The 17,171-nt window shown below is 59.3% G+C and carries 17 protein-coding genes; 12 read left to right on the top strand and 5 right to left on the bottom strand.

The features are described from left to right. Window positions 1-6: 6 nt before the first annotated feature. Complete coding sequence (locus tag BFN67_RS01380; RefSeq protein WP_080917781.1) at window positions 7-966, bottom strand: AEC family transporter; 960 nt, start codon at window positions 964-966, stop codon at window positions 7-9. A gap of 277 nt (window positions 967-1,243) precedes the next feature. On the opposite strand from BFN67_RS01380, the gene BFN67_RS01375 reads away from it, so the two are divergent. Further along, entirely contained in the window at window positions 1,244-1,792 is a 549-nt protein-coding gene (locus tag BFN67_RS01375) for a histidine phosphatase family protein (RefSeq protein WP_080917933.1), read from the top strand. Between the two features lie 18 nt (window positions 1,793-1,810). Here BFN67_RS01375 and BFN67_RS01370 read toward each other — a convergent pair whose 3' ends face one another. Then, entirely contained in the window at window positions 1,811-2,251 is a 441-nt protein-coding gene (locus BFN67_RS01370) for a GFA family protein (RefSeq protein ID WP_080917780.1), read from the bottom strand. Window positions 2,252-2,425: 174 nt separating this feature from the next. On the opposite strand from BFN67_RS01370, the gene BFN67_RS01365 reads away from it, so the two are divergent. Genes BFN67_RS01365 through BFN67_RS01345 form a run of 5 tightly spaced genes read left to right on the top strand, consistent with a single transcriptional unit; the run spans window position 2,426 to window position 7,244 of the window. After that, window positions 2,426-2,707: an acyl carrier protein gene (locus BFN67_RS01365; protein ID WP_080917779.1), complete on the top strand. Its 282-nt coding sequence runs from the start codon at window positions 2,426-2,428 to the stop codon at window positions 2,705-2,707. An 11-nt stretch (window positions 2,708-2,718) separates the two neighbouring features. After that, window positions 2,719-3,909, top strand: a complete 1,191-nt coding sequence (locus BFN67_RS01360) for a beta-ketoacyl-ACP synthase (protein WP_080917778.1) — start codon at window positions 2,719-2,721, stop codon at window positions 3,907-3,909. Window positions 3,910-3,919: 10 nt separating this feature from the next. Continuing rightward, window positions 3,920-5,191: a beta-ketoacyl-ACP synthase gene (locus BFN67_RS01355; RefSeq protein ID WP_080917777.1), complete on the top strand. Its 1,272-nt coding sequence runs from the start codon at window positions 3,920-3,922 to the stop codon at window positions 5,189-5,191. Between the two features lie 37 nt (window positions 5,192-5,228). Next, complete coding sequence (locus tag BFN67_RS01350) at window positions 5,229-6,257, top strand: zinc-binding dehydrogenase (RefSeq protein WP_080917776.1); 1,029 nt, start codon at window positions 5,229-5,231, stop codon at window positions 6,255-6,257. 3 nt (window positions 6,258-6,260) lie between these two features. Beyond that, the gene (locus BFN67_RS01345; protein ID WP_080917775.1) at window positions 6,261-7,244 is read left to right on the top strand and encodes a lipid A biosynthesis lauroyl acyltransferase; all 984 of its coding nucleotides are present in this window, start codon (window positions 6,261-6,263) and stop codon (window positions 7,242-7,244) included. Between the two features lie 23 nt (window positions 7,245-7,267). Here BFN67_RS01345 and BFN67_RS01340 read toward each other — a convergent pair whose 3' ends face one another. Next, window positions 7,268-7,699, bottom strand: a complete 432-nt coding sequence (locus tag BFN67_RS01340) for a L,D-transpeptidase (protein WP_080917774.1) — start codon at window positions 7,697-7,699, stop codon at window positions 7,268-7,270. 367 nt (window positions 7,700-8,066) lie between these two features. Here BFN67_RS01340 and BFN67_RS01335 point away from each other — a divergent pair, with 367 nt between their 5' ends. From BFN67_RS01335 to BFN67_RS01320, 4 genes are read left to right on the top strand one after another with little or no spacing between them, the layout of a single operon-like run. Next, on the top strand, window positions 8,067-9,557 hold the full coding sequence (locus BFN67_RS01335; RefSeq protein ID WP_080917773.1) for an ABC transporter substrate-binding protein: 1,491 nt from the start codon (window positions 8,067-8,069) through the stop codon (window positions 9,555-9,557). 32 nt (window positions 9,558-9,589) lie between these two features. Then, complete coding sequence (locus tag BFN67_RS01330; protein ID WP_080917772.1) at window positions 9,590-10,537, top strand: ABC transporter permease; 948 nt, start codon at window positions 9,590-9,592, stop codon at window positions 10,535-10,537. Next, complete coding sequence (locus BFN67_RS01325; RefSeq protein ID WP_080917771.1) at window positions 10,534-11,403, top strand: ABC transporter permease; 870 nt, start codon at window positions 10,534-10,536, stop codon at window positions 11,401-11,403. Before BFN67_RS01330 ends, BFN67_RS01325 begins: the two co-directional genes overlap by 4 nt. Further along, the gene (locus BFN67_RS01320) at window positions 11,400-13,025 is read left to right on the top strand and encodes an ABC transporter ATP-binding protein (RefSeq protein WP_080917770.1); all 1,626 of its coding nucleotides are present in this window, start codon (window positions 11,400-11,402) and stop codon (window positions 13,023-13,025) included. Before BFN67_RS01325 ends, BFN67_RS01320 begins: the two co-directional genes overlap by 4 nt. A 23-nt stretch (window positions 13,026-13,048) precedes the next feature. Here BFN67_RS01320 and BFN67_RS01315 read toward each other — a convergent pair whose 3' ends face one another. Further along, on the bottom strand, window positions 13,049-13,480 hold the full coding sequence (locus BFN67_RS01315) for a tellurite resistance TerB family protein (protein ID WP_080917769.1): 432 nt from the start codon (window positions 13,478-13,480) through the stop codon (window positions 13,049-13,051). 106 nt (window positions 13,481-13,586) lie between these two features. Between BFN67_RS01315 and BFN67_RS01310 the strand changes: the two genes are divergently transcribed. Beyond that, on the top strand, window positions 13,587-14,372 hold the full coding sequence (locus BFN67_RS01310; protein WP_080917768.1) for a TSUP family transporter: 786 nt from the start codon (window positions 13,587-13,589) through the stop codon (window positions 14,370-14,372). Between the two features lie 6 nt (window positions 14,373-14,378). Here BFN67_RS01310 and BFN67_RS01305 read toward each other — a convergent pair whose 3' ends face one another. Further along, on the bottom strand, window positions 14,379-15,848 hold the full coding sequence (locus BFN67_RS01305; protein ID WP_080917767.1) for a cobyric acid synthase: 1,470 nt from the start codon (window positions 15,846-15,848) through the stop codon (window positions 14,379-14,381). 156 nt (window positions 15,849-16,004) lie between these two features. Between BFN67_RS01305 and BFN67_RS01300 the strand changes: the two genes are divergently transcribed. After that, window positions 16,005-17,171, top strand: coding sequence for an isobutyryl-CoA dehydrogenase (locus tag BFN67_RS01300; protein ID WP_080917766.1), 1,167 nt, complete (start codon window positions 16,005-16,007; stop codon window positions 17,169-17,171).

Below are 17,171 nucleotides of genomic sequence, written 5' to 3'. Positions count from 1 at the left end.
TTCTATCTAAGCGATAGGCCACACTAATCCAGCAACGGCGATCCATAAAGTTGTGCTGGCGACCGCGCAGATGGTCGACAGGGTCAACTGGTTGGAGGCAAGCGCCTGCCCTGTGCCGAATTGCGCGGCGATCAGATAGGCGTTGACGCCGCATGGCATCGCCGCAGCGGCAACCGCGACCTTGGCGGTCAAGGGTGGCAATCCGAGAAACCAGGCAAACACCAGCACCAAGCCCGGCATCAGGCCAAGCTTCAGAACGGAAAGCAACAGGGCCGGCCTGAGATTTCCGGAAATGCCGAAGCGCCTTAGGCCCAGTCCGATGGAAAACAACGCGACGGGACCGGCGGCACCGCCAAGCGCGTCAACCAATCGTGCACCGACCCCGGACAGCGGAACTCCGCTAAAGCGCCATGCGAGCCCAGCTAGAATGCCGATGATGAGAGGATTGGCGAAAATCTTGCGTAGAAAGCTGCGCAGCACGCGCAAAGCATCCACTTCACCGTCGCCTTCGCTGCGGCCAAACATCTCGAACAGGATCACCGACGCCATCATCATGGTCGGCAAGTGCACGGAAACCAGAAGCGACAGCACTTCCACGCCCGGCTTGCCGAACACACCGGAGACGAAAGGAATACCGAGCAGAACGAGGTTGGAGAAAGCCGATGAAACTCCGCCCACCACGCCGGCACGTGAATCGCGTCCAAACAAGCGGGTCACGATAAAATGGCCAATGGTCCACGTCACCGCGGCTGCCGCGAAATAAACCGACCAGAGCGTCAATGGAGCCGCGCCGTGGAAATCGACCTCGGTCATGGTGCGGAAAAGCAGTAGAGGCATCGCCACATTGACCGCGAATTCCGCGATTGCCGCTCCGCTGTTGGCGCTGAGATAGCCGGTGAGACCAGCAAGATAGCCAAGCGCCACAAGGCCGAAAATGAAGACGACGGTTTCGGTGAGCGATGACATGGACGACCTGATAAGGGAGCGCGCCATAGCGAACAAGCGGCCGCGCCGGGTATTCTCATGGACCAATCAGGCAGCCGTATCGCCCCATGGCCGTGACAAGATACCTGTACCGCGATACGGGTGTCACCTTGTGTGCGCCCGACTTTGCTATCCCTATACAGATTCGGCCAGAGCCTTAGAACTGATGGACATTTACGATTTGAGCGCGGCGCTTACCAGTAAGCCTGCGCCCGCGGGCGCAAGAGTTGTCCGCGTCCAGGGGCGCAAGAGGATGTCGATGCCGAGAATAATATTTGCCCTGTTTTTCTTGGTCATGCCGGTCGTCGCCCAAGCCACGGAGGCCGGATGGGCCGCGTTGCGCGAAGGCGGTCATGTCGTTCTCCTAAGCCACGCCATGGCCAATGGCACCACCGATCCGGCAAATTTCGACATCGCCGTTTGTACCACTCAGAGAAACCTTTCGGCGCGCGGCAAGCAACAGGCGCGCAAGATCGGTGCGCTGTTCGGTGCACGGGCCGCACCCGTGGACCTGATTCTATCGAGCAATTACTGCCGCTGCCTGGACACCGCCCGCATGGCCTTCGAATCGGAACCTGAACCATTTCCGGCTCTTGATCTTCCGAAAGGCGACACAGTCGAAAAGGCTGCGCAGATGGCCGAGATCATCGGCCGCATTCGCGATTATTCCGGCTCAGGCAATCTGATCATGATCACGCACGGCCAAAATATTCAGAATCTGACCGGCATATCGCCGCACGCGGGCGAGGTCGTAATCGTCACTCCCGATGGCGATGGTCTGCGTGTGCTGGGCCGCGTGAGGTTCTGACCGAAGCCGCCGTGGAATTTATTCGCGTCTGATGAATTTAAGCGTGCCGACCACGTCGGAGCCACGAACCCCAGCACTGGCACTGTCCGAAGGGTGGTGGATACCGTCCATCACCACCACTTCATCGAAATCGAACGGACTGACTCCATCGAGACAGGCAGCGTTGATGCCATATTCCGTGGGATCTGAACGTCGCCGATGATGTGTATAAATCCCGCATACCGAACAGAAATAATGTTGCGCGGCGCCGGTATTGAACCGGTAGAGCGTCAGCGCGTCCCCGCCCGCCAATATCTCCAGGTCATCGAGTTTGGAGGTCACCGCGACCGCGCCGCGCATGCTGCAATAAGAACAGGTGCAACGGCGCGCCGAACGCAACCCGTCGGCGAGCCGCACACGGAAGCGAACCGTACCGCAATGGCAGGCTCCGTCGATTTCCGTCACATCAAGATCGAGCATGATTTGCTCTCCATTAACAGGCATCACATATAGCACGAAGCGGTACGGGATTGGCGGTGCAGGTTGGGCGTAAGAAATTGACCACCATATTCGGCCTTTTCCTGCCAGCAAAAACCGACTAGACAGCGCCAATATCTGCGGACAGGTTCCGCCCTGTTATTAAAGGAAAAGCCCTTGTCCACCACGTTCGAAAAAGTCGCCAAGATCATTGCCGATACCAGCGAGATCGATATCGACACGATCAAGCCGGACAGCCACACGATCGACGATCTGGGCATCGACAGCCTCGACTTCCTTGATATCGTCTTCGCCATTGACAAGGAATTCGGCATCAAAGTGCCGTTGGAGAAATGGACACAGGAAGTCAATGATGGCAAGGCATCGACGGACGATTACTTCGTAATGAAGAACCTTTGCGCCAAGATCGACGGACTGGTCGCAGCCAAGAACGCCTGACAACCTTCTCCATGAACGCGAACGACGTCGTCATTACCGGGATCGGCCTTGTCTCCTCACTTGGAGAAGGCGCAGACACGCATTGGGAAAAATTGTCGAAGCCCGGAATGGCGCCGGTACTCGATGCCGAACGTTTCGCGCCCTATACCGTTCATCCGCTCCCTGAAATCGACTGGACCCTGCAAATCGCCAAGCGAGGCGATCAGCGCCAGATGGAAACCTGGCAGCGTCTTGGCACCTATGTTGCGGGCCTCGCGCTCGACGACGCAGGCATCAAGAGCGACGAGGCGCTTTGCTCCAGCATGGACATGGTGGTGGCTGCGGGTGGAGGCGAACGCGATATTGCGGTCGATTCGGATATTCTCGCAGCCTCCGGCGCGCGCAGCGATTTCGACGTGCTGCTTAATGAGAAACTTACTACGGAATTGCGCCCTACCCTTTTTCTGGCGCAGCTTTCCAATCTTTTGGCGGGTAATATTTCCATTGTTCACAAGGTCACGGGTTCATCTCGCACCTTCATGGGCGAGGAAGGCGCCGGCGTCGCGGCAGTGGAGACGGCGGCGGCGCGCATCCGCTCAGGCCAGTCCACACACATGTTGGTCGGCGGCGCGTTTCAGACGGAACATCCCGACATGCTGCTCGGCTACGAACTTGCCGGTTATCTGCATCGTGGCGACTGGAAGCCGGTCTGGCAGCGTCAGAATTCGGAAGGTGGCGGTGTGGTATCCGGCTCCGGCGGCGCATTTCTGGTGTTGGAGAGCCGTGCGCACGCCGAAGGTCGCGGCGCAAAAATTTACACTGAACTCGGACCCGTTTTTTCCGGCCGTGCGCGCCGGTCGCGCGGTGAACTGAAGGATAGCCTCGAAGCCCTTTTTCAGGCCACGAACTTGCCGGAAGGCAATTTGCTCACAATATCTGGCGCTTCCGGTGGTCACAAGGCGACGATGACCGAAAAGGCCGTTCTCGAACACAGGCCGGGCTTGGCAGTACGTGCCTTCTCAAGCCTTACCGGCCACCTGAAGGAAGCCCAGTTTCCTTTCGCCGTAGCATTGGCGGCGCTGGCGGTCAGCCATAAATCCACTTATCCGGCATTGGACCCGGTCGAGGAAAAGCCGTTCGAGGGCGCACCGCGAAAGGTGCTTGCAACGACGGTCGGCTATCACCAATTCGAGGGTATGGCGCTGGTCGGCGCTGCCGATTGAGGTGTCAAACATGGCCAATCTGAAAGATCATCTGGGCAGACCGGTCGTTGCCGTCACTGGCATCGGCGTTGTCACATCGCTTGGGCGCGGCAAGGCTGATAATTGGGCGGCGCTGACGGCAGGAAAATCCGGTATTCATCCGATCACGCGGTTCCCTGTGGACCACCTCAACACCCGCATTTCCGGGATGGTCGATTTCCTTCCATCGAGTTCCAAAGGGGCCAGCGCCCTCACCTATGAATTGGCCGAAATAGCGGCACAGGAGGCCGTTGCCGAGGCTGGTATAGATGACGCGGATTTTGGCGGGCCTTTATTCCTGGCCTCTCCGCCAGTCGAGCTTGACTGGCACGACAGGCTGAGACTCTACAAAGATGGTAAGGACGGTGAAGCGCCGAGGAGGTTGCTGGAAGTGGCACGCAACCTCAATTCATCCGCTATGTTCGACACGTCACAGTTCGGTTTCGTTGCCGACAGGCTGGCCGATCGCTTCGGCACACGCGGACTGCCGATCACGCTTTCGACCGCTTGTGCCTCAGGCGCAACCGCCATTCAGCTTGGTGTGGAAGCGATACGGCGTGGAGAATGCGAGCGTGCACTCGCCATCGGCGCGGATGGATCGGCAACTGCGGAAGCACTGATCCGCTTTTCGCTACTTTCTGCCCTCTCTACCAGCAACGACATTCCGGAAAAGGCATCGAAGCCGTTCTCGAAGGATCGTGACGGATTCGTTCTGGCCGAGGGCTCGGCAGCGCTCGTGCTGGAATCCCTTCAGGCAGCGCTTGCCCGTGGCGCTAAGGTGATCGGCATATTACGCGGCTGCGGAGAGAAAGCCGACGATTTCCACCGTACCCGTTCAAAGCCGGACGGCTCACCCGCAATCGCTGCCGTGCGCGCCGCGCTTGCCGATGCGGGCCTTGCCGAGAACCAGATCGATTATGTCAACGCGCACGGCACATCAACATCGGAAAACGACAAGATGGAGCATCTGTCGCTATCGACGGTCTTCGGCGATCGTGTCGCAGAGATGCCAATCTCGTCCAACAAATCCATGATCGGTCATACCCTGTCGGCAGCGGGCGCCATCGAGGCTGCATTCTCGCTGCTGACCATGCGGGAAAGCGTCATTCCGCCGACGATAAATTATGACAATCCGGATCCTGCGATCGCGCTCGACGTGGTGCCCAATGTGAAGCGTGAAGCTACCGTCCGCACCGTACTATCCAATTCGTTCGGCTTCGGCGGCCAGAATACCTGCCTTGTCATGGCGCGGGAACCCGTTTAAGCGACGGGCATCGCAGCCGAACAAACCGACAGGCTCCATGCGCGCATTGCAACTCATCGAGGATCGCCGGCTCGAAACCGTCGACGTAGCCCTGCCCCCACCGCCTTCGCTCGGCGAGGTGACGCTTCGCATCAAGGCGGTGGCGCTGAACCATATCGATGTCTGGGGATGGCGCGGCATGGCGTTTGCCAAACGCAGGTTGCCGCTCACCATCGGCGCCGAGGCCTCGGGCGAAGTCGAGGCCGTCGGCCCCGGCGTATCGAATCTGCTTCCGGGCCAACTCGTTTCTATTTACGGCGCACGCACATGCGGACTTTGCCGCGCCTGCCGTGAAGGGCGTGACAATCTGTGCGAGCATGTTTCTGGCGTGCATGGCTTTCATCTCGACGGTTTCGCGCAGGAGAAGATCAACCTACCGGCACGCCTGCTGGTGCCTGCCCCCCCCGGTATCGATGCCATCGGGGCAGCCGTCGCGCCGGTCACGTTCGGCACGGTTGAGCATATGTTGTTTGACAACGCGCAGCTCGAACCCGGTGAAACGATCCTCGTCCATGCTGGCGGTTCCGGCATTGGCTCTGCCGCGATCCAACTCGCCAAGAAGATGGGCTGCACAGTCATTACGACAGTAGGGTCCGAAGCCAAGATGGAAAAGGCCAAGGCACTCGGCGCGGACCATGTCATCAACTACCGCGAGGACCGCTTCGAGGGCGTTACCCGCAAGCTCACCAAGAAGAAGGGCGTGGACGTGGTTTTCGAGCATGTTGGCGCCGACACATGGGCCGGCTCGATGCTCTGCCTGAAGCGCGGCGGTCGCCTCGTCACTTGCGGCTCAACTTCGGGCGTCTCCACTCAGATCAACCTGATGCAACTGTTCCAGCAACAGTTGAAACTGCTCGGCTCCTTCGGTTGCCGGATGGAGAATATGGCAAATGCCATGCAGAAAATGGCGGCTGGCCTAGTCCATCCTGTTATTGACACCATGGTCGACTTCAACGGCATCGATACTGCACTGAAGCGCATGGAAGGCCGCGACGTGTTCGGCAAGATCATTCTCACAGTTGATTGACACTTGGCGAAACGATCACTGACCAAACTGCGAAGGGACGTTGGGTTCGGCCTCGGTCTACGGCTGCGCAAGCTCAACTATTGGCTGACCGCCAAGGTCGCCATGGCCATAATGGCCATGCTGCGACGCCTGCCGCCAGACAAGGCATTGGCCTTCGCCGACGGGGCCGCGCGCCGGATCGGCCCGCTAGTTGGGCGACATCGCGTCGCGCTCAACAATCTGCGCCATGCCTATCCGGAAAAGAGCGAAGACGAGATCAGAACCATCGCGCTCGACATGTGGGGCAACATGGCCCGGCTAGCCGCAGAGTACATCTTTCTCGACCAATTGTTCGATTATGTTCCTCACACCAAAACATCCGGCCGCATCGAAGTTTCCGATACCAGTATCGAGCGTTTCGAGCGCATAGCCCACGAAGACAAGCCCCACATTCTATTCACTGGGCACCTCGGCAACTTCGAACTTCTGCCGGTGGCCGCCGCAACCTTCGGCATGAGCATAACGGCGCTGTTCCGCCCGCCAAACAATCCCTATTTGGCCAATTATATCAACTCTACCCGTAGCGCCTCGATGGGTGGTCTTCTGCCGTCCTCGACCGGCGCATCCTTCGCGCTGGCTTCAGTGTTGGAAAAAAGCGGCAATATCGGCGTTCTAGTCGATCAGAAATTCACACGCGGCGTGGAAACGACCTTTTTCGGTAGAAAATGCCAGAGCAACCCAGTGCTCGGCATGCTTGCCCGGCAATTCGACTGCGACGTCTATCCCGCCCGCTGCGTACGCCTTCCTGACAACCGCTTCCGACTGGAAATCGAGGAAAAGCTGGTCTTGCCGCGCGGACCGCGCGGCAACGTCGATGTCGTCAACACCACGCAACTCCTATGCGATGTGGTCGAGCGATGGGTACGCGAGGATCCTGGCCAATGGATGTGGTTCCATAAACGTTGGCAGATCAACGGGCGGCCGCGCAATGTAAGCTCTCGGCACTGAATAATGCTCACCGTTTGCCAGGATCAGTTTACCACCACAATGCGCGTGTTGGCAGGCCCGACGTCCTTGACCATCGCGTAGAAGCGCGCGGCATTCGGGGTTTTCAAGCGTACACAGCCGTGCGAGGCTGGCCGGCCCAGGCGTCTCACCGCATTGGTACCGTGGATGGCATAACCGCCACGGAAGAAGATGGAGTACGGCATCGGCGACATATGATATTTGCGTGAGTACCACATGCGATGCATACGCTGCGGACGATAGGTGCCTCGCGGTGTTATGTAGCCCTTCCGCGCTGTGGAGACTCGCCAGGTATAGAGAACTCGCCCATGTTTTTTCACAGTCATCGTCTGGCTTGAGACATCGATTCTCGCAACAAGATCGGCCGCCGTCGCTTCATTCGAAACACCAAACAGAATTGCCGCGAAAGCAGCCGCCACGATTACAGCGCCCTTCATGAGATCGCCCCCTTTATTCTCCCACCACAGCCATTGTTGCGCGGTTTGTATAATTTTTGAAGTCATGAAGCGAAATTTACTCGGAACGGCTGAGCAAACCGAAAATCGTATCGGTAGAATTTGAACGATCGGCACCGAGCCGCATTGCTTACACAGGCATGGCTTGGAGGTCTTCGACCCGAGTCTGATCATGTCATTTCGCCAGCTACGATCAGGAATCGGCCTGAATATCTCTTGCGCGGCTGGGCTGACGATTATGTTCAGGTTGAAGAACCGCCTTCAGTTCGTCATAGCGCGGCCACAAGCCGGTTTACTCAATAGCCATTTCGGGTTTCTATCCGCCGAGTCCGGGAAACGGGAGTTGACGATGGGACTGTTAAAGGCCCTTTTGGCCGCTGGCGCTCTGGCCCTGGCAATTGGCGTTTCAGGGACCACGTCAGCCTTTGCCGTACGGACCGATCTCGTGCTCGGAGTGACGCTCGAACCCCCGCATCTCGATCCCACCGCCGGCGCAGCCGCGGCCATAGACGAAGTTCTCTACGCCAACGTCTTCGAGGGGCTGACCCGCATCGGTCCTGACGGCGAGGTATTGCCGGATCTTGCCGAAAGCTGGACGATTTCAGATGACGGAAAAGTCTACATCTTCAAGCTGCACAGCGGCGTGAAATTCCATGATGGTACCGACTTTGATGCGAGCGACGTCAAATTTTCGCTCGACCGTGCCCGCGCGACCAATTCGGTCAACGCACAAAAGCAATTGTTCGCGGCAATCGATACGGTCGAAATCGTGGATCCCGCCACGGTAAAGATCACGCTGAAGCATCCCCAAGGCGCCTTCCTCTACAATATGGGTTGGGGCGACGCGGTGATGGTGGCGCCGGAATCGGCCGCTACCAACAAGCAGAGGCCGATCGGAACCGGCCCGTTCAAATTCCAGAACTGGGCCAAGGGCTCTTCGATCACATTGGTGAAATCGGATCACTATTGGGGCGACCCGGTGTTCCTCGACAAGGTGCAATTTCGCATCATCCCCGATCCCGCCGCCGCCGTTCCGGCAATGCTTTCCGGCGATGTCCAGGCGTTTCCCTTCTTCCCGCCCGATGCCGTTTCCCAACTTCAGGATGATCCAAATCTGCAAGTTGAGGTCGGCTCGACCGAAGGCGAGACGATCCTTGCCATGAACAACAAAAAAAAGCCCTTGGACGATCTCAAGGTGCGCCAGGCCATCTCCTACGCACTCGACCGTCAGGCGATCATCGAGGGCGCATCAGGCGGTCTTGGCGTACCGATCGGCTCACACATGTCGCCGTCCAGTAAAGCCTATCTCGATCTGACCGGCGAATATCCGCATGATGTCGCCAAAGCCAAAGAACTGCTCAAGGAAGCCGGTATGCCAGATGGCTTCAAGGCGACACTGAAGCTGCCGCCGCCCGACTATGCTCGCCTCGGCGGCGAGATCGTCGCGTCGCAATTGCGCGATGTCGGCATCGACCTTGAGATCATCCCGATGGAATGGGCGCAATGGCTCGATCAGGTCTTTACCAAGAAGGATTACGACTTGACCATCGTATCCCATACCGAGCCGAACGACATCGATATCTATTCGCGCAGGGATTATTATTTCAATTACCAGAACCCGGAGTTCAACAAGGGTATCAATGAGTTGAACCTGACCGCCGATGAAACGAGGCGCGACGAATTGCTGGAAAAAGCACAAAAGATACTGGCCGACGACGCCGTGGTCGGTTTTCTGTTCGAACTGCCCAAAGTCGGCGTCTGGAACAAGCATCTTCAGGGCTTCTGGAAAAACGCGCCCATCCAGGCCAACGATCTCACCAAGGTGAAATGGACGGATTAGGCTTTCCCCCTGTGGGGAGAGTAAGTCAGCTCATGATAGCTTACCCCGCTCGGCGCATTGCCATCGCCATAGTGACCCTGGTGCTGGCTTCCATCGTCGTCTTCACCATGTTGGAAATCGTGCCGGGCGATCCTGCACGCATTATGCTGGGTATGAATGCCAGCGCCGAACAGGTCGCGCAACTGCGTCACCAGATGGGGCTCGATGCACCTCTGTTGTTGCGCTATCTGCATTGGACGGGGGGCCTGCTGAAGCTCGATTTCGGGCAGTCTTACACTTATTCGGTCCCGGTCATCGATCTGGTGGCCGAACGCATGGCCGTCTCGCTGCCGCTGGCACTGATTGCGCTGGCGCTCTCCACGATCATCGCCATCCCCGTCGGCCTCTATTCGGCAAGCCGGCGAGGCGGTACCGGCGACACCATCGCCATGGGCACGGCGCAACTCGGCGTTGCCGTTCCGAATTTCTGGTTCGCCCTACTTCTGATTTACCTGTTCGCGGTCTGGCTGCATTGGGTGCCAGCCGGCGGCTTTCCCGGATGGGATGCCGGCATCGGCCTTGCCCTTAAATCGTTGGCGCTACCAGCGTTAGCCCTCGCTCTGCCGCAGGCTGCAATCCTGGCGCGTGTCGCGCGCTCTGCGCTGATCGAAGTGCTGTCAGAGGATTACATCCGCACCGCGCGCGCCAAGGGCATACCGCGCCGCGCCGTTCTGTGGCGACATGCCTTGCGCAACGCCATGATCCCCGTGCTGACCATCATGGGGCTGCAATTCGCCTTCCTGCTTGCCGGAACCATCATCATTGAGAACGTGTTCTATCTTCCTGGCCTCGGCCGATTGGTGTTCCAGGCCATCAACCAGCGCGATCTGATCGTGGTGAAAAGTGTCGTCATGCTGCTGGTCGCCATTGTCATTGTCGTCAATCTTCTGGTTGATCTGTCCTATGCTCTTGTCGATCCGCGCCTCAGGGGGCGGCCATGACACTCCATGCTTCCTTGCTTGGCGATAGGTCGGCTTCCCTGCTGCGCAGGGCGCTTTCCAACCGTTCGTTCGTGATCGGTCTGGTGATAGCCGTGGCTGTCGCGGCCGTGGCTTTGATTTCCTATGTCTGGACGCCCTATGACGTAACCAGGCTCGTTATCGCCGACAGAACACGGCCGCCTTCTCTGGCGCATTGGTTCGGAACCGATCATTTCGGCCGCGATATCCTGTCCATGATCATGGTGGGCGCACGCAACTCCATCGCCGTCGCACTGGTGGCGGTAGGCATAGGCATGGGCATAGGGGTGCCACTTGGCTGCCTTGCGGCGGCACGCGGCGGCATGTTGGACGAGGCGGTCATGCGCCTGAACGATCTGGTCTTTGCCTTTCCAGCCCTGCTTTCGGCAATCATGATTACCGCAGTTTTCGGACCGGGTGCGCTCAACGCAATTATTGCCATTGGCATTTTCAACATTCCGGTTTTCGCGCGTGTCGCCCGAGCGGGCGCGCTCTCCATCTGGCCGCGCGAATTCATCCTTGCCGCCCGTACTGCCGGGAAAGGCAAGATACTGATCACGATCGAGCATATCTTGCCCAACATCGCCACCCTGCTTCTGGTGCAGGGCTCCATCCAGTTCGCACTTGGCATCTTGGCTGAAGCAGGTCTGTCCTATGTCGGGCTCGGCGCGCAGCCGCCCATGCCAAGTTGGGGCCGCATGCTGTTCGACGCCCAGACGCGCATGACAGTCGCGCCATGGATGGCCATGTTTCCGGGCATGGCCATTGCCATAACCGTGCTTGGGTTCAATCTGCTCGGCGACGGGCTCGCCGATATCCTCGATCCGAGATCAAGGCGACGGCAATGAGCCTGCTTGAAATCGACAACCTGTCGCTGAACATCGGTGACCAGCCGATCTTGAAGGACATAGATATTTCCGTAGCGCCGGGCGAGATCATGGGGCTTGTCGGTGAATCCGGCTCCGGCAAGTCCTTGACGGCACTCACCATCATGCAATTGCTGCCTTTTGGCGCCCACACCACGGGCCGCGTGACGCTGGGCGGCATCGATATACTCGCCACCGACGAGGAACGCATGTGCCTCTTGCGTGGCAAAGAGGTCGGCATGGTGTTTCAGGAGCCGATGACCGCGTTGAACCCGCTGAAGACCATCGGTGAGCAGGTGGCGGAAGGCATACGCTGGCACAACAGGGCAAGCCGCGCCGAAGCAGAAGAGCAGGCGCGCATCATGCTCGACCGCGTCGGTCTGCCCGCGGAAAAATTTCCGCTCTCGCGCTATCCGCACGAATTGTCGGGTGGTCAGCGCCAGCGCGTTGTGATCGCCATCGCCTGCGCGCTCAAACCCAAATTGCTGATCGCCGATGAACCAACCACGGCGCTCGACGTGGTCCTGCAGGTGCAAATCCTCGATCTGCTGCGCGATCTCGTTACTGAAAACCGCATGGGCTTGCTACTGATCTCGCACGATCTCGCCGTCGTCACTGAAATGACCGACCGCATCACCATTCTGCGCCGTGGAGAAGTGCTGGAAGCCGGCAAGACGGCTGAGACCCTCTCCAGGCAACGCCATCCCTACACACGGCAACTGGCCCAGGCCTCCATGCATGTGCCGCAACGGCCTGTCTCTCCTGCACAGGAGAAGAACCACACGCCCTTGCTTGTCGTGGAATCACTGACCCGCGACTATCCAGGCTCACGCACCGCATGGTTGCGGCATGGAGAACCCCTTCGCGCAGTGGATAATGTCTCCTTTTCAATGCTCGCCGGCCAATCGACGGCATTGGTTGGTCGCTCCGGTTGCGGCAAGTCCACCCTGGCGCGAATGATCCTGGCGCTTGATCGTCCAAGTGCCGGAACCATCCGGTTTCGTGATGAAACCATTACCGACAAGCGAGAGCACGAATTGAAACTGGCCCGCCGTGGCATGCAGGCAGTGTTTCAGGACCCCTATGGCTCCTTCGACCCGCGCCAGAAGGTGGAAAGGCTCGTCACCGAACCGTTGCACCTTCTGGAAAAAGCGCCGTCGCGCACCGAGCGTCGTAATATGGCAGAGGACGCACTTGCCGAGGTCGGGCTCATCCCTTCCGACCTGGATAAATACCCGCACGAATTCTCGGGTGGCCAACGCCAGCGCCTGTCCATCGCCCGCGCCATTATCACGCGCCCGAAGCTGGTGGTTGCGGACGAACCCGTCTCTGCCCTGGATGTATCGATCCGCGCGCAAATCCTCGACCTCTTGGCCGATTTGAACAGCAGGCTGGGCATTGCCTATCTGTTCATCACCCATGATCTCACAGTCGCCCGCGCCATCACCGACGACGTCATGGTCATGCACGCAGGGCGGATCGTGGAACGAGGCGCGACCAAGGAGATACTCGACCATCCCCAATCCGAAGCCGCTCAGGCGCTCGTGGCCGCCGCTCCCGATTTGCATCGAGCCTTGGCGAGAAAATTGCAAGAGCAAGGGTGAGCGCCCCGCCCGTAAAAAGTGATCTATTGTTGCTCGTCCACCGCCGACACAGGGCTGATGCCGAGTACTTCCAGTGTACGACGCAACAAGCGCACCTCGTTCTCGGCAAGATGCCGGTCTGCTCTTGCAATCTCGGCCATATGGCGGGCGAGCAACCTGCGTCGATCCATGCTGAGATCCCGAAAAACTGCGATCGCCTGAACTCCATCGGTCTCATAACCAAAATCGTTCAGATACTCGATCACATCGTCAATACTGGTTTCGGGAATATCAAAGGATTCCAGACAAATGCGCCTGAACGCATCCATCTCACTTTCGCTGACCGTGCCATCGGCCAGGATCATGCGAAACAGCATCAGGAGTTCGGCCGAAAGTGCGGGATCGTCCGCCACCTTGCGCACGCCCGGATCGCCCTCGAAAAGAGCAAGCATCTGATCCAGCAGGGCAATGGCCATGGGCTACTTCTCCAGCGAAAGCATATCATTATCTTGAAATCGGCATTGTGCAATCGTGGCCGCTGTGGTCGAAGCAGGGCATCCTTCGCCCTGCTCCCGGCTCATCATGTTCGACCTCGCACTCCAGACCGTCACGATGCTGGCCGTGGCTTCCTTCATCGCCGGCTTCGTCGATTCGATTGCCGGTGGCGGAGGGCTGATTACCGTCCCTGCCCTGCTGCTTGCAGGCCTCTCGCCGGTCGAAGCTCTCGGCACCAACAAAATTCAGGGCCTGTTCGGTTCCGCCTCGGCCACCCTGACCTATGCTTCCAAGGGACAGGTCGAGCCGCGCCGCCAGATTCGGTCCGCCGTGATGGCCTTCCTGGGCAGTGCACTGGGTGCATTGGCCGCGACCGTGATACCCGGCGCATGGTTGAGTGCGGCACTGCCGATCGTGCTCATCCTGATTGCGCTGTTTTTTGCCTTCAAGCCGAATATGAACGACGTGGACAGGACCGAGCGCATGTCTCCGGTGTTGTTCGGCCTGACAATGGCACCGCTGGTCGGTTTCTATGACGGCCTTTTCGGCCCCGGCGCGGGCTCGTTCTATATGTTGGCTTTTGTCACGCTTGCAGGCTTCGGCGTTCTCAAGGCGACCGCGCACACCAAGTTGCTCAATTTCGCCTCCAATCTTGGCGGATTTGCCGTGTTCGCGGTTGTCGGGGTGATCTACTGGAAGATCGGCCTGCTGATGGGCGCAGCGCAGTTCCTTGGCGCGCGCACCGGCGCGCTACTGGCCATCCGCAACGGCGCGAACCTGATCAAACCGCTTCTGGTTCTGATGTGTGTAGCGCTGGCAATGAAACTTCTCTCCGATCCCGCGAATCCATTGCGCGTCCTGGTCGGTATGTAACCGGCATTACCGGGCCGCAGCGAAGATCGCATCGCAGTCGAGGTGGCGCTCCAGTTCGACCGCAATCTCGTCCAAGGCTTTTTCAACCTCGGCACGGTAACTGGTGCCCGCTTCAGTGATGCCGAGCCCCTTGAGGAACATCGCTCGAAATCGGTCCGCACCGAAAATTCCGTGCAGATAGGTGCCGAACACCTTTCCATCGGCAGACGTCGCACCATCCTCGATACCCTCGATCAGCGCGACGGGACGCCGGCAATCCGGCCCGGTCGTGCGACCAAGATGGATTTCATAACCGGACAAAGGCACGTCGAACGCCGCTGAGCGCGCCTCGACATTGCGCACGGTTTTCTCCGGTTCCATGATCGTCTCCACATCGAGCAAACAAAGCCCCTCCGTTTCGGTGACGCCACCTTCAATTCCCTGTGGGTCACGCACGCGGCGGCCGAGCATCTGAAAACCGCCGCAAATGCCGACAATGTGACCGCCGCGCCGCCGATGTGCGGCAAGGTCGCCGTCCCAGCCGTTTTCGCGCAGCATGAGGAGATCGCCTATGGTGGATTTCGAGCCGGGAAGAACAACCAGTCCGGCATCCGGCGGTAACGGTTTGCCGGGCGGCACGAACACGACTTCGATTTGCGGCTCCGCTTTGAGCGGATCGAGATCGTCGAAATTGGCGATGCGCGACAGCATCGGCACCGCCACCTTCAACGCACGCTTCTCGCCGGAAGCCAGCCGCTCCAGCACCACCGAATCCTCCGAAGGCAGCCGCGCCGCCGATTTCAGCCACGGCACGACACCAAAGCATTGCCAGCCGGTGAATTTCTCGATTGCGGCGATCCCGTCGTCGAACAGCGAAACGTCACCACGGAATTTGTTGATCAGAATGCCGACAATCATTTGCCTGTCTTCTTCCGGCAGGATCAGATGCGTCCCCGCAATCGAAGCGATGACGCCACCCCGATCGATATCGCCGACAAGAACCACCGGCACCTTGGCGCGCGTGGCGAAGCCCATATTGGCGACGTCGCGCGCCCGCAAATTGATCTCCGCGGGTGAACCCGCACCCTCGACGATGACGAGGTCGGCACCCTCGCCGACCTGCTGCCATGAATCGAGTACAGCATCCATCAGTTGGCCCTTGAGAGTCTGGTAATCGCGCGCCTGCGCCTCGCCTATGACCTTGCCTTGCACCACCACCTGCGCGCCAATATCGGTCTGGGGCTTGAGCAGGACCGGGTTCATGTGGACCGTTGGCTCAACACCGCACGCAACAGCCTGGAGCCACTGCGCCCGACCGATCTCGCCGCCCCCCGCCTCTCCCGGCAAATCCGCAACCGCCGCATTGTTAGACATGTTTTGCGGCTTGAACGGCCGAACTTTCAGCCCCCGCCTCGCCGCAGCCCGGCAAAGCCCGGCCACCAGCACCGTCTTGCCGACATCGGACCCCGTGCCTTGCAGCATGATTGCACGCGCCATTCACCTGACCTCACTGATCACCAAAATTTGCAGCCATACCCGTCGCCGAACACCAATCCACGCACAGCGGCTGCGCTCATCGTCGGGTTGCGCGGGCGCATCATTGGTCTAGATTGATTTTCGCGCATAGCCAAAAACGACATTCGGGAGAAGGCCATGGACAGCGTTGTGCAAGCGGCCGGCGGCCAGTTCGAACTCAACGAAGACCAGCGCGCGATCCAGGCCATGGCCGGCGCTTTCGCGGCCGAGCGTGTCGCGCCCAACGCGCTTGACTGGGACCGCAACCGGCATTTCCCCAGCGATGTCATCCGCGAGACAGGGCCGCTCGGCCTCGGTGGCATCTATGTCCGCGAGGATGTCGGAGGCTCCGCGCTCGGCCGGCTGGACGCAGTGCTGATCTTCGAGGCGCTGGCTAAAGCCTGCCCGGCCTTTTCTTCTTTCATCTCCATTCACAATATGGCGGCCTCAATGGTCGACCGCTTCGGCAATGAGGAGCAGCGCCAGCGCTTCTTGCCTAAGCTGACGTCGATGGAATGGCTGGCAAGCTATTGCCTGACCGAACCAGGTTCCGGCTCGGATGCCGCCGCGCTGAAGACCAAGGCCGTGCGCAGCGGTGGGGATTATGTGCTGAACGGCGCCAAGCAATTCATCTCCGGCGCCGGCGACAGCGATGTTTATGTCGTCATGGCGCGAACCGGCGCCGATGGCCCGAAGGGCATTTCCACCTTTGTCGTGCCCAAGGATGCGCCCGGCCTCGGCTTCGGCGCGCTCGAGCACAAGATGGGCTGGCACCTGCAATCCACCCGCCAAGTGATCTTCGAGGATTGCATGGTGCCGGCAGAAAACCTGCTCTCGACGGAAGGTGCGGGTTTCTCCATCGCCATGGCCGGCCTTGATGGCGGCCGCCTCAACATCGCCGCCTGCTCGCTCGGCGGCGCGCACTCGGCGCTGGAAAAGGCGCTGGCCTATACCAGCGAGCGGAAAGCCTTCGGCAAGACCATCGACCAGTTCCAGGCATTGCAATTCCGGCTGGCCGATATGGAAACGGAACTTCAGGCGGCACGCATCTTTCTCTATGCGGCGGCTTCGAAGCTAGATGTCAAAGCTCCCGATGCCTCCAAATGGTCAGCCATGGCCAAGCGCTTCGTCACCGACACCGGCTTCGAGGTCGCCAATCAGGCGCTGCAACTGTTCGGCGGTTACGGCTACCTGCACGATTACGGCATCGAGAAGCTGGTGCGAGACCTGCGCGTTCACCAGATCCTGGAAGGCACCAACGAGATCATGCGCGTCATCGTCGCGCGGCATCTGATAGGAAAATAG

The sequence above is a fragment of the Manganibacter manganicus genome (assembly GCF_002075885.1).
Classification (GTDB): domain Bacteria; phylum Pseudomonadota; class Alphaproteobacteria; order Rhizobiales; family Rhizobiaceae; genus Mesorhizobium; species Mesorhizobium manganicum.
This window is presented reverse-complemented; position numbering and strand designations above follow the sequence as displayed.

What these genes read in the sequence shown, in the direction of transcription:
- BFN67_RS01380 (WP_080917781.1), bottom strand. Translation starts at nt 966, where the DNA reads ATGTCATCGCTCACCGAAACCGTCGTCTTCATTTTCGGCCTTGTGGCG.
- BFN67_RS01375 (WP_080917933.1), top strand. Translation starts at nt 1,244, where the DNA reads ATGCCGAGAATAATATTTGCCCTGTTTTTCTTGGTCATGCCGGTCGTC.
- BFN67_RS01370 (WP_080917780.1), bottom strand. Translation starts at nt 2,251, where the DNA reads ATGCTCGATCTTGATGTGACGGAAATCGACGGAGCCTGCCATTGCGGT.
- BFN67_RS01360 (WP_080917778.1), top strand. Translation starts at nt 2,719, where the DNA reads ATGAACGCGAACGACGTCGTCATTACCGGGATCGGCCTTGTCTCCTCA.
- BFN67_RS01355 (WP_080917777.1), top strand. Translation starts at nt 3,920, where the DNA reads ATGGCCAATCTGAAAGATCATCTGGGCAGACCGGTCGTTGCCGTCACT.
- BFN67_RS01350 (WP_080917776.1), top strand. Translation starts at nt 5,229, where the DNA reads ATGCGCGCATTGCAACTCATCGAGGATCGCCGGCTCGAAACCGTCGAC.
- BFN67_RS01340 (WP_080917774.1), bottom strand. Translation starts at nt 7,699, where the DNA reads ATGAAGGGCGCTGTAATCGTGGCGGCTGCTTTCGCGGCAATTCTGTTT.
- BFN67_RS01335 (WP_080917773.1), top strand. Translation starts at nt 8,067, where the DNA reads ATGGGACTGTTAAAGGCCCTTTTGGCCGCTGGCGCTCTGGCCCTGGCA.
- BFN67_RS01330 (WP_080917772.1), top strand. Translation starts at nt 9,590, where the DNA reads ATGATAGCTTACCCCGCTCGGCGCATTGCCATCGCCATAGTGACCCTG.
- BFN67_RS01325 (WP_080917771.1), top strand. Translation starts at nt 10,534, where the DNA reads ATGACACTCCATGCTTCCTTGCTTGGCGATAGGTCGGCTTCCCTGCTG.
- BFN67_RS01320 (WP_080917770.1), top strand. Translation starts at nt 11,400, where the DNA reads ATGAGCCTGCTTGAAATCGACAACCTGTCGCTGAACATCGGTGACCAG.
- BFN67_RS01315 (WP_080917769.1), bottom strand. Translation starts at nt 13,480, where the DNA reads ATGGCCATTGCCCTGCTGGATCAGATGCTTGCTCTTTTCGAGGGCGAT.
- BFN67_RS01310 (WP_080917768.1), top strand. Translation starts at nt 13,587, where the DNA reads ATGTTCGACCTCGCACTCCAGACCGTCACGATGCTGGCCGTGGCTTCC.
- BFN67_RS01305 (WP_080917767.1), bottom strand. Translation starts at nt 15,848, where the DNA reads ATGGCGCGTGCAATCATGCTGCAAGGCACGGGGTCCGATGTCGGCAAG.
- BFN67_RS01300 (WP_080917766.1), top strand. Translation starts at nt 16,005, where the DNA reads ATGGACAGCGTTGTGCAAGCGGCCGGCGGCCAGTTCGAACTCAACGAA.